The organism is Corallococcus sp. AB049A, from assembly GCF_003668885.1.
Taxonomy (GTDB): Bacteria; Myxococcota; Myxococcia; order Myxococcales; family Myxococcaceae; genus Corallococcus; species Corallococcus interemptor.
In genome coordinates this window covers 1-11,579 of record NZ_RAWL01000278.1, presented here as the reverse complement: position 1 = coordinate 11,579, position 11,579 = coordinate 1, and the positions used below count along the sequence as shown (strand labels likewise).

Genomic DNA, 11,579 nt, shown 5'->3' with positions numbered 1-11,579 from the left:
GGGCGGGTGCGGGCGGCGGAGGCGGAGGCGCCGCGCGGTCTGCTGACTCCCGCATCACGGCTCCGGGCTTCGCGGCCCGCATGCGCTCTCCACCCCGGCCGTAGCCGTACCCGTACCCTGGACCGCCCAGTCCGTAGCCGTCCCCGAACTTCAGCGAGTCCTCGGAAGGCTCCGGCGCGGACGGCCGGTTCCGGTCGAGCTCGTCGAACAGCCAGTCCGCACCGAAGGAGCCTCCGGACGTCCGGAACTCCACGTAGAGGCTCTGCTGCGGATAGAGCTGGGCAATCTGCGGCGGCGTGTGCGGCCCGAAGACGTTGAGCGACTGATCGTACATGTACGCCAGCAGCTCCGCGGCCCCCGCCTCCAGCTTCGCGCCCTGGGGCCCCTTCACCGTCACGCGGAAGGTCTCCTTCGCGCCGGGCCGCAGCGTGTCGCGGAAGGTCGCGAACTCCACGCTGAGCTCCTTGTCGTCGAAGGGCACGGCCACCGTCTGCTGGAAGTTCAGCGACTGCCAGTCGTGCACCAGCGACAGCACCACCGTGAAGCCTCCGCGCAGGGCCTCCGTCACCGGCAGCTCCACCACCGCGCGCCCCTGCCCCGCCGTCAGCTGGCGGTGCTCGATGCGCTTGCGCCCCTGGTACACGTCCATCACCAGCGGCTGGCCTTCGAAGCCGGAGGCCACCAGCAACCGGGCCACCTCACCCACGCGCACGGACGCGCGCTCCGCCGCCAGCACCGCCGGCAAGCCCGCCGGAGCCCGAGCCCCCGCCACCACGAAGTCCCGCTGCGCGGTGGCCTTCTGGCCGAACGCATCCGACGTCTCGTAGCGCAGGCGGTACGCGCCCGCGCGCAGCGCCGGCAGCTTCACGGTGGCGACACCGTCCGCGCCGTGCGTCACCACCGCCTGCGCCACCTCCGCGCCGTCGCCCCAGCGCTGCAGCGTCTGCTCCACGTCGTAGGTCGTGTCCCAGCGCGCCTTGAGCGCGTCACCCGGCGTGGGGGACACCTCCTTGCGCTCCTGCGCTTCGGCATCCAGCGGCTGGGGCTTTTCGACCGGCACCTCCGACGGCATCAGCGGACGGGCCGGAGCCTTCAGGGCGATGAGTCGCCAACGGCCAGGCCCTGACTGCGGCGCGCCATCCAGGTTCGAGCGGACGAGCCGCACCTCCGACGGGACGTCCTCGCGGACGAAGCCCACGTCGGAGTCCACGCGGCCCTCCACCGACACGAAGCCCAGGCGGAAGGACCGGCTCGCGGAGCGCGTCTCGCCGCCCTCGTCCGTCAGGTCCGCTTCCACGCGGTAGCGCCACGACATGCCCTGCGCCTTCGCGAGCCGCTCATCCGCTTCCGGGGTGAACGCCACGGTGAAGCCGCCGTCCTCCCCCACCGTCGCCGTCCCGGAGGCCACCAGGTCCGTGGTGGCCGGGATGCGCTCCCAGAACCACCAGCGCGGCAGCACCGGCTCGCGCGACACGCGCCACTTCACCGCGCCGCGCGTCACCGGCAGCCCGAAGTAGTAGCGCGCTTCGCCCTGGAACGTGGCGCGGCGGTTGATCCGCAGCGCCTCCGGCGCGTCCTTCAGCGTGACCTCGAAGGTGGGCCGCTTGTACTCCTCCACGCGCACGCCCGCGTAGCCGTTGGGGCTGGTGCGCACCGTCCACTGGCCCAGGGGCCGCCCCGAGGGCAGGTCGAACTCGCCCGCCACCGACCCGAACGCGTTGGTGCGCGCCTCGCGCTTGGCCACCTCCTGGCCATTGGAGTCGACGAGCGTCACCGTCACCGCCGAATCCGGAAGCACGCGGTAGCGCTTCGACTGCTCCTCCGGGCGGTAGGCCACCACCTTCCACAGCAGCTTCTGCTGGGGCCGGTAGACGGCGCGGTCCGTGTAGATGAGCGCCTGGTCCTGCGGCGTCGACGCATAGAGGGGCGACAGGTACACCGAGCCCGGGAACACCATCGCGCCCTTGCCCCGGCCCACCACGAGCATCATGTCCTCGTAGCGGTTGGCGTCCGTGCCCGTGAGCAGCAGGTCGCCGTTCGCGTCGGTGCGGCGGCTGACGACGCCGAAGCGGCGCGTGCGGTAGTCCGGCTTCACCAGCCGCACCTCCACGTTCGGAGCGCCCGCCCCCGTGGCCCCGTCCACCACGTGGAGCTCCGCCTGATTGGGGTCCGCCTTGCGCACCGTCACCGCCCAGGGCGACACGGACATGGGCAGGGAGAGCAGCTTGCTGTTCTTCTTCGCGAAGTCCTCGCGCGTGGACAGGACGATGACGTACGCGCCCGGCTTGAGCGCCGGCGGGGTCACGAAGGTCTGGTGCCGCTGGAAGTCGGGCGTGGGCGGCAGCACCGTGCTCCACGCGGCGTCCGGCTTGCGCGACGCCACCATGCGGTTCATCTCCTCGGTCGACGCGAACAGCGACAGGTCCGCGTCGGGCTTCGCGAGCCGCGCCTCCACGTCCACCGCGTACGCCCGGAAGTACAGCGAGCCCACGTTGCGGTGGTTCACCTGGATGGAGCGCTTGCCCGGCCCGTCCACCTGCATCACGGAGGCGTACAGCTCCGGCGCCTCCAGGCCCGCCACCAGCGCCGCGCACTGCGCACCGCCCATCGACCTGGGCCACGCCTCCGCGCACGCCTTCGCCAGCGTGTGCGCGGTGATGGAGCGGCCCGCCTGCTGCTCCAGCTCCGCCAGCTGGTGCTGTCCCTTGGACCACCACGGCACGTCCCGGAAGCCCTTCAGGTGCGCGGCCAGGTGCTCACGGATGCGCCGATGATCCGCGTTGTCGGCGAACGACGTGTTCAGCACCTCGTAGCGCCGCAGCCGCGCCTCCAGCGCCGCCTCACGACGTCCAGCCGCCAGGTGCCACGCCTCCAGGTCCCCCAGCACCGCCGCGACCTTCGTCAGCGGATGCGCGGACGGGTCCTTCAGCTCCACCTTCGGCGTGCCCTCCAGGAGCGCGCCCAGCTCCAGCCGGTACACGCCCTGCTCCTGCTCGGGGCGCCACAGGTCCGTGTCCTCCAGCGAGTCCACCCACAGGTACGTCACCGCGTCGCGCACCGTGGAGCGGATGCCCTCCGGGTACGTGTTGGGCTCGACGTACTCGGACAGCACCTTCACGGGCTCGGTGCCGAACTTCTGCCGCAGCTCCCAGACGGCGGCGTACGTGCGCTGGATCTCCGCGGAGAGCTGATCCTTCGTCCACGCCTTCAGGTCCACCGGCCCGGAGGACACCACCTGCTCGCGCTGGCCAATCTCCCAGCGGTAGGCCTCTACGTAGTGCGTGAGCACCGCCGCGTAGAACAGGTGCAGCGTGGCCTGCTGCCTCAGGCCCTCCGGCCAGGGCTGCTCGCGCAGGAAGCGCACCGTCGTCTCATAGCCGTGCAGCCGCGTGCGCAGCTGCACCGTGCGGATCAACGCCCGCGTCCACTCGTCGGCGTCACCCTGGGCCTTCGCCGCGGCCAGCCGGGCCTCCGCCCCCTGCGCGGCGGACTCCACCTTGTCCTCCTCGACGAGCGCGTCGATGGCCTTCCACGTCGGGGGCGCCTTCGCCGAGGGCGCCGCCACGGACACGGAGGACAACAGGAGGAGCAGCAGGCACGGCACGACGGCGAGGACACGCGGACGCGGTGGAGAAGACATAGGGGCGGCACTCTAGACGCCGCCCGCGTCCGTGGCGGTCCCTTCGCCGTTTCAGGAAGCGGCCGGCGCGGGGCCCCGGCGCCGCAGCCCCACCACGTAGACCTCCATGCTGGCGCCGCGCGTGGCCTCCGGACGGACGATCTTCACTTCCTCGAAGTGCTGGCGCACCTCGTCACGGAAGGCCTCGAAGTCGCCGCCCATGAAGACCTTGGCCACGAACGTGGCGCCGGGCCGGCCTCGCGTGGCGGCCACCTCCAGCGCCTTGCCCGCGAGCCGCAGGCTGCGCGCCTCGTCCGTGCCCTTGATGCCGGACGTCTTGGGCGCCATGTCGGAGATGACCGCGTCGTAGAGCCCGTCGTACATCGCGGCCAGCTTCGCGTCGAAGTCGTCCGCGAGCACGTCCAGCACCGCCGTCGTTACCCATTTCTGAGAGAACGGACGGATGGCCACGATGTCCACGCCGATGACGCGCCCGTTCATCCCCACCGCGTCCGCCAATATCTGGAGGAACCCCCCCGGCGCCGCGCCCAGGTCGAGCACGGCCGCGCCCTTCTTCACGGAGCCTGGAAAGCGCTTGAGGATCTCATCGACCTTGAACGCGGAACGCGCTCGCAGTCCCTCTTGCTTGGCTTTCTGGAAATAGTGGTCTTTAGGACGGTAGGGCTTGCCCATGTCAGAAGCCGTCCCTAGCATCCGCTACTGTCTTCGGAAAGCCGGAGCAGTCGCGGCCTGTTATGTGGTCGCGCCCACGGACTTCGCCGGAGGGTTGGTGGCATGGGCACCCGGAGCGTGACAGCGGCCTTGTGCATCTCCCTGCTCTGCGCGGGTGGAGCGGCGTTCTGCTACGCGCGCGCCGAGGCCCTGCAGGCCGAAGGGCGCTGGCTGATGGCCCGGGGCAGCGCCCAGGCCTCCGACTTCGCCCAGAAGCTGGACGGCAGCTCCGTGGACGCCCAGTTGAAGACCTTCAAGGAACGCCGCGGCGTGATGGAGCAGGCCCACCGCTGGCAGCGCGGCATGCTGCTGGGCATCATGGCCGCCGTCCTGTCCGCCCTGTCCGCGTACGTCCTGTTCCTCCTCAAGCGGCTGGACGACCAGCTCCTGGACGCCACCGGCGAGCTGCGCCGGCCCCAGGAGGCCTCCTCCCTGCCCGCCCCGGCGTTCGCGCCCAGCGTCCAGCGCTAGGCCGGACTCTGGCAGGATGCCGCCCCGTTACCGTCTGACGGGGAGGACCGCCATGCCCGGCTGCGCGCACTGCGGACGCAAGCTCGACATCATCGCGAATCAAGTGGGCCGCCGCGACACGTGTCCCGGCTGCGAGGAGGACCTGCGCTCGTGCCGCAACTGCCGGCACTTCGACGAGTCCGTGGCCAAGGCCTGCAAGGAGCCCTTCGCGGAGGTGCCCCGCGACAAGGACGAGGCCAACTTCTGCGAGCTCTTCCAGCTGGGCGAAGGCGGCCTGCACCCGAAGGACTCCCGCGACGCGATGCTCAGCGCCGCGGAGGCCCTCTTCGGCAGGAAGTAGCTAGAAGCCGTACAGCTTGGAGATGATCTCCTTCATCACCTCGGACGTGCCGCCGCCGATGGTGATGAGCCGCACGTCGCGCCACATGCGCGCGATGGGCGTCTCCTCGATGTAGCCCATGCCGCCGAAGAACTGCTGGCAGTCGTAGGCCACGCGCTGGGCCAGGTCTCCGGCGAACAGCTTCGCCATGGAGATCTCCTTCACCGGGTTCTCCTTCCGGTCGTAGAGGTCCACCGCGTAGTAGTTGAGCCGCCGCGCCGCCTCCACCGCCGTCAGGTGCTCCACGAACTTGTGGCGCCACACCTGGAACTTGATGAGGGGCCGGCCAAACGCCTCGCGCTCGTTGCCGTACTGGAGGGCGTCCTCCAGCATCCGGTCCATGCCGCCCACCGTGGTGATGGCGCCCACCAGGCGCTCACCCTGGAAGTTGGTCATGATGTGGTAGAAGCCCTGGTTCTCCTCGCCCAGCACGTAGCGCGCGGGGATGCGGCAGTCCTCGAAGTAGAGGATGGCCGTGTCCGAGGACAGGTTGCCAATCTTGTCCAGCTTCTTGGAGATGCTGAAGCCCTTCACGTCCGTGGGGAACGTCACCAGGGAGATGCCGCCGTAGCCCTGCTCACCGGTGCGCACCGCCAGCGTGATGAAGTCCGCGCGCGTGCCGTTGGTGATCCACATCTTGCTGCCGTTGATGACGTAGTCGTCGCCGTCCCGGCGCGCCGTCGTCTTGATGCTCGCCACGTCCGAGCCGCAGCCCGGCTCGCTCACGCCCAGCGCCGCGATGCGCTCACCCTTGAGCGCGGGCTCCAGGAACTCACGCTTCTGCTCGTCGGTGCCAATCTCGTTGATGATGGGCGTGGCCATCTGGCTCTGCACCAGGAGCGCCATGTTCACGCCCGCGTTGCGGCTGCGCGACAGCTCCTCCGCGAACGCCGTCACGTACCAGTAGTCCAGGCCGCTGCCGCCGAACTTCGGGTCGTGGTTGATGCCCAAAAAGCCCAGCTCGCCGCACTTCTTGAACAGCTCCCGGGGGAAGATGCCCGCCCGGTCCCACTCCAGTCCGTAGGGCGCCATCTCCTTCTCCACGAAGGCGCGCACCGACCTGCGAAACGCCTCATGGTCCTCGGTGAACGGGTTGAGCATCGCGAGTCCTCGGGGGTTGTCCCGGCTTGGGTTGATTCGCGAGTCAATAACAGGCGTCCGCCGTCAGCCACAAGCGAAGCCCCCCGTCCCCACCGCGCCGGATGCCCGCCTTCCTGGTGACGCAGCGCGCCGGCAGCGGTGTTGTGAAGAAGTCTGAACCCCCGGGGGGCAGGCGGCCAACCCCGCAGGATGACTGGGGAGTGGATAGTCCGCACTCCGGAGTATCCTCTTGACAGATAATCGAGTGTCGGTAATTTCTAGCCCACAAAGAATTAGCCGGAGCAGGAGCCAGGGCGGGTGTCCCGCCGGCGAACCGGCAGGAGTTCGGACGCGTGAATCAGCGAATCTTGGCTGCCGTGGTGGCCGTGGCGGTGTCGACGGCGGGGTGCTCGAAGGCGGGCGCGGAGAAGGCGCAGCTTCCGGCGCAGCAGGAAGGCTCCAACGCGCTGGGCGTCAAGGCGATCACTCCGGCCACGGAGCTGGAGCAGAACGTGACCCGCGTCACGGGCCAGGTCCGCTCCAAGCAGGAGGCCGTCCTGGGTCCCCAGGCCACCGGCACCCTGGCGAAGGTGAACGTCCGGGTGGGCGACAAGGTGAAGAAGGGCGACGTGCTGGCGCAGCTGGACACGTCCAACGTCTCCATCGCGGTGGAGCAGGCGAAGGCGGCCAAGGACATGGCGGAGGCCGCGCTGCAGCTGGCCTCCAGCAACCTGGAGCGCACGCGCAAGGTGGCGGAGTCCGGCGGCGTGGCGGCCAACGCGCTGGAGCAGGCGGAGATTGGCCAGAAGCAGGCCGCGGCCCAGGCGGCGCAGGCCGGCGCGGCGTACCGGCTGGCGGTGGAGAACCTGCGCGACCACAGCATCATCGCGCCCTTCAACGGCATCATCACCGCGCGCACCAAGAACGTGGGTGACTCCGTGGCGATGACGCCCTCCACCCCGGTGTTCTCCATCGTGGACACGGACGGGCTGGAGATCCGGATGCTGGTGCCGGAGTCCGTCATCGACAACGTGACGCCGGGCACCGTGACGCCGGGCACCGTGAACCCCAGCGGCATGCGCTTCGAGGCGAAGGTGGCCAACGTGGGCGCCGTCATCGACGCGCAGAGCCGCACCGTGGAGGTGCTGGCGGACGTGACGGGCAAGACGGAGCACCCGCTGCGCCCCGGCGCGCTGGTGGAGATGGACTTCTCCAAGGCGGCGGGCGACGCGGGCAACGGCCTGTTCCTGCCGGCGCAGGCCGTCAGCAGCAAGGGCCAGGACGGCTTCGTGTGGGTGGTGCAGGACGGCACCGTGCGCAAGCGCGACGTGCGCGTGCAGCGCGTGCTGCCGGGCTACGTGAAGGTGCTGCAGGGCCTGACGGCGGAGGAGCGCGTGCTCGCCGACGCCTCGCTGGACGTCAAGGAGGGGACCGCCGTGCGCGTCGCGCAGTAGCGGTCCTTCCCCTCCCCTCTTCTTTCTTTGGGTACCTGAATGCTCAAGACCTTCATTTCACGGCCCATCTTCACCGCCATGCTGATGCTGGCGGTGGTGGTGTTCGGCCTGTTCGCCTATCCGAAGATCGGCGTGGACCAGTTCCCCGACGTCGACTTCCCCGTCGTCACCGTGACGACCATCCTCCCGGGCGCGGACCCGGAGACCATCGAGAAGAACGTCTCCGACCCGCTGGAGGAGGCGCTCAACACGCTCAACGGCGTGGACACGCTCAAGTCCATCAACGTCGAAAGCGTTTCGCAGATCGTCGTGCAGTTCAAGCTGTCCACCAAGGTGGACATCGCGGCGCAGGACGTGCGCGACCGCGTGCAGGCCACGCTGAGCAAGCTGCCGGACGAGGTGGAGACGCCCGTCGTGGAGAAGTTCGACATCGGCGCGGCTCCCATCATCACGCTGGCGCTCGCGGGCGCGCTGCCGGTGGAGGAGCTGACGCGCGTCGCGGATGACATCGTGAAGCCGGCCCTCCAGCGTCAACAGGGCGTGGGCAGCATCGACATCGTCGGTGGCCGTGAGCGGGAGATCCAGCTCGTGGTGGACCCGCAGCGGCTGCGCGGCTTCGGCCTGGCCATCAGCGACGTCAGCCAGGCGCTCAAGGCGCAGAGCCTGGACGTGCCGGGTGGCCGCAGCATGGACAGCGGCCGGGAGCGCATCGTGCGCCTCACGTCCGAAGCGAAGAGCGTGGAGGAGATCCGCAACATCATCATCACCAGCGCGGGCGGCTCTCCCATCCGCGTGCGCGACATCGCGGAGGTGGTGGACGGCCCCGCGGAGCAGCGCTCGGGCGCGAAGAGCGGCGAGCGCAGCGCGGTGGCGCTGGTGGTGCGCAAGCAGTCCGGCTCCAACACGGTGCAGGTGGCGGACCTGGTGCAGGAGTCGCTGGCGGAGATCAACAAGACGCTGCCCGCCGGCGTCCAGGTGGAGACGGTGACGGACAACGCGCGGTTCATCCGTTCCTCCATCCACGCGGTGCAGGAGGACCTCATCCTGGGCGGCGTGCTCGCGGTCCTCATCGTGCTCGTGTTCCTGCGCAACCTGCGCTCCACCATCGTGGCGGCCATCGCGCTGCCGGTGTCCGTGGTGGGTACGTTCGCGGTGATGGCGGCGCTGGGCTTCACCTTCAACATGATCACGATGCTGGCGCTGACGCTGTCCATCGGCCTGCTCATCGACGACGCCATCGTGGTCATCGAGAACATCGTCCGTCACATGGAAGAGGGCGCCACGCCCATGCAGGCCGCGCTGGAGGGCGCCGGACAGATTGCCCTCGCGGTGCTCGCGGTGACGCTGGCCATCGTGGCGGTGTTCATCCCGGTGGCCTTCATGGACGGCATGATCGGCAAGTTCTTCTACCAGTTCGGCGTCACGGTGGCGGTGGCCACGCTCATCTCCTACGTGGTGTCCATGACGCTCACGCCGATGCTGTCCTCGCGCCTGCTGCGTGAGCACGGCCACCCGACGGGCCTCTCCGCGGCGGTGGAGAAGGTGCTGGTGGGCATGGAGAACGGCTACCGCAAGGTCCTGGGCGGCATCCTGCGGCACCGCCTCATCACGATGGTCGTCGCGGTGGCGGTGCTCTTCGCCACCTTCGGCATGATGCGGTTCCTGAAGTTCACGTTCATCCCGGAGCAGGACAACGGCAACATCAAGCTCACGGTGGAGCTGCCCATCGGGTCCACCATCCAGGAGACGCAGACGCAGCTGGACACCTTCGCGGCCCAGGTCCGGGCGCTGCCGGGCATCGCCTCCACGTTCACCACCGCGGGCGGCGGCGTGCAGGAGGAGGTCCACAAGGGCGAGGTGCTCATCAACCTGAAGCCGGTGAAGGACCGCGCGTTCAAGCAGAGCGAGCTGAAGGCCTACCTGCGCCAGAACATCCACCCGCCCAAGGGCATCACCGTGGCGGTGCAGGACGTGACCGCGGTGTCCGGTGGTGGCGCGCGCTCGCAGCAGGTGCAGTTCAACCTGCGCGGCGACAACTGGAAGGAGCTGACGGAGTCCGCGGTGAAGATGCGCCAGGCGATGCTCCAGAACCCGGGCCTCACCGACGTGGACATGACGTACCGCTCCGGCAAGCCGCAGTACGACGTGCAGGTGGACCGCGACCGCGCGGCCACGCTGGGCGTGCCGGCCGCGTCCCTGGGCGCCACGCTGCGCGCCTACCTGGGCCGCGACAAGGTGCTGGACTACCGCGAGGGCGGTGAGACGTACGAGGTGAAGCTGCGCCTGCCGCCGCAGACGCTGGCCTCCGCGGACGCGCTCGGCCAGCTGGCCGTGCGCGCCCCCACGGGGCAGCTGGTGGAGCTGCGCAACCTGGCCCGCATCGTCCCCGCGGAGGGGCCGGTGCAGATTGACCGGCAGGCGCAGAAGCGGCAGGTCACCATGCTGGCGAACCTGAAGGAGGGCTACGCGCTGTCGGACGCCATCACCTACATGCAGGGCTACGCCGCCAAGGAGCTGCCCAAGAGCGTCACGGGCGAGCTGGAAGGCAACGCGAAGGAGCTGGGCAAGTCCGTGGCCGCGTTCGGCACGGCGCTGCTCCTGGGCATCATCCTCATCTACATGATCCTCGCGGCCCAGTTCGAAAGCCTGGTCCACCCGTTCACGATCATGCTGTCGCTGCCCTTCGCCTTCATCGGGGCGATTGGCGGCCTGCTGCTCACCGGCCAGTACATGTCCATGTTCGCCCTCATCGGCGTCATCATGCTCATGGGCCTGGTGGTGAAGAACGGCATCCTCCTGGTGGACTTCACGCTGCAGGTCCGTGAGAAGGGCCGCACGGCGCACGAGGCGCTCCTCGAGGCCGCTCCGGTGCGTCTGCGCCCCATCCTGATGACGACCATCGCGATGATCGCCGGCATGATCCCGGTGGCCATCGCCAAGGGTGACGGCGCGGAGACGCGCGCGCCCATGGCCATCACCATCATCGGCGGCCTCATCACCTCCACGTTCCTCACGCTGGGCGTGGTGCCGGTGGTGTACTCGCTGCTGGATCAGCTGGCCGCGCGCTTCAAGCGCAACAAGGGCAGCGACGCGGGCTTCGCGGGTGGCTCTGGCACGGCGCACGGTCCGTCCAACCAGGACCGTGAGCGGGAAGCCGCCGCCGCTGCCGCGGCCCGGGTGGAGACGGCCTGATGCGCCGCCCCACCTCCATCACTCCCCCCTCGGAGCCCGAGGTGCGCTCCGAGGGGAAGGACGAGGCCACCGAAGAGAAGGCCGCGATGGAGCGCCTGCTGGAGGAAGGGGACCAGTCCACGCCGGATTCGCGCCGCTTCATGGGGCTCATCCGGGAACTGGCCCACTTCCGCTCCTTGAGGGATCCGCTGGCGAGCCTCTGCGACGACATGCGGCTGACCCCCACGCAGGTGCACGCCCTGGGCTGGCTGGGCATGGACGGCCCCATCCAGGTGGGCGTGCTGGCCCAGCGCATCGGCATCACCAAGAAGACCATCACCGGCGTGGTGGACCGCCTGGAGGACATGGGCATGGTGGAGCGCGGCCGGGACGCGGAGGACCGCCGCGCCGTCACCGCGAAGCTCACCGACCGGGGTTGTGAAATCTACAAGGTCATCCAGCTGATGACGGACGCAGGCATCCGCCGGCTGATGGGCCTGCTTCCGGAAGAGGACCGCGAGGCGCTGTTCGGCATCATCGAGCGGATGCTCGCCCGCATGAAGGCCAGCGCCCCACAGCGCTGAAGCAGTACGGCAGGTGCGTGGAGGGGCGCGGGCTGCGACACTGCCCGCGCCCATGCTCCCCTCCTTCGTGGCCCTGCTCGGGCTTGGCC

Annotated in this window: 8 protein-coding genes; 5 read left to right on the top strand and 3 right to left on the bottom strand. The window is 69.6% G+C overall.

From position 1 onward, the window contains the following. Nucleotides 1-3,640 (bottom strand): MG2 domain-containing protein (locus D7X55_RS26125; RefSeq protein ID WP_233610068.1); only part of this gene is annotated, 3,640 nt, incomplete at its 3' end. 51 nt (nt 3,641-3,691) lie between these two features. After that, nucleotides 3,692-4,333, bottom strand: coding sequence for an RlmE family RNA methyltransferase (locus D7X55_RS26120; RefSeq protein ID WP_120550641.1), 642 nt, complete (start codon nt 4,331-4,333; stop codon nt 3,692-3,694). Between the two features lie 81 nt (nt 4,334-4,414). Between D7X55_RS26120 and D7X55_RS26115 the strand changes: the two genes are divergently transcribed. Further along, nucleotides 4,415-4,822 carry a hypothetical protein gene (locus D7X55_RS26115; RefSeq protein ID WP_120550642.1) on the top strand — a complete coding sequence of 136 codons (408 nt, stop codon included), beginning with the start codon at nt 4,415-4,417 and terminating at the stop codon, nt 4,820-4,822. A gap of 52 nt (nt 4,823-4,874) precedes the next feature. After that, entirely contained in the window at nt 4,875-5,162 is a 288-nt protein-coding gene (locus tag D7X55_RS26110) for a hypothetical protein (protein WP_120550643.1), read from the top strand. On the opposite strand, the gene D7X55_RS26105 is transcribed toward D7X55_RS26110, so the two are convergent. Beyond that, entirely contained in the window at nt 5,163-6,302 is a 1,140-nt protein-coding gene (locus D7X55_RS26105) for an acyl-CoA dehydrogenase family protein (RefSeq protein ID WP_120550644.1), read from the bottom strand. Nucleotides 6,303-6,634: 332 nt separating this feature from the next. On the opposite strand from D7X55_RS26105, the gene D7X55_RS26100 reads away from it, so the two are divergent. The 3 genes from D7X55_RS26100 to D7X55_RS26090 are packed head-to-tail and all read left to right on the top strand — an operon-like array spanning nt 6,635 to nt 11,490. Continuing rightward, nucleotides 6,635-7,735: an efflux RND transporter periplasmic adaptor subunit gene (locus tag D7X55_RS26100; RefSeq protein ID WP_120550645.1), complete on the top strand. Its 1,101-nt coding sequence runs from the start codon at nt 6,635-6,637 to the stop codon at nt 7,733-7,735. Between the two features lie 39 nt (nt 7,736-7,774). Further along, complete coding sequence (locus D7X55_RS26095) at nt 7,775-10,927, top strand: efflux RND transporter permease subunit (protein ID WP_120550646.1); 3,153 nt, start codon at nt 7,775-7,777, stop codon at nt 10,925-10,927. After that, entirely contained in the window at nt 10,927-11,490 is a 564-nt protein-coding gene (locus D7X55_RS26090; protein ID WP_120550647.1) for a MarR family winged helix-turn-helix transcriptional regulator, read from the top strand. Before D7X55_RS26095 ends, D7X55_RS26090 begins: the two co-directional genes overlap by 1 nt. Nucleotides 11,491-11,579: the final 89 nt, after the last annotated feature.

Excerpts from the sequence above, each read along its gene's own strand:
- D7X55_RS26095 (WP_120550646.1), top strand. The coding sequence starts at position 7,775 with ATGCTCAAGACCTTCATTTCACGGCCCATCTTCACCGCCATGCTGATG.
- D7X55_RS26105 (WP_120550644.1), bottom strand. The coding sequence starts at position 6,302 with ATGCTCAACCCGTTCACCGAGGACCATGAGGCGTTTCGCAGGTCGGTG.
- D7X55_RS26090 (WP_120550647.1), top strand. The coding sequence starts at position 10,927 with ATGCGCCGCCCCACCTCCATCACTCCCCCCTCGGAGCCCGAGGTGCGC.
- D7X55_RS26115 (WP_120550642.1), top strand. The coding sequence starts at position 4,415 with ATGGGCACCCGGAGCGTGACAGCGGCCTTGTGCATCTCCCTGCTCTGC.
- D7X55_RS26120 (WP_120550641.1), bottom strand. The coding sequence starts at position 4,333 with ATGCTAGGGACGGCTTCTGACATGGGCAAGCCCTACCGTCCTAAAGAC.
- D7X55_RS26110 (WP_120550643.1), top strand. The coding sequence starts at position 4,875 with ATGCCCGGCTGCGCGCACTGCGGACGCAAGCTCGACATCATCGCGAAT.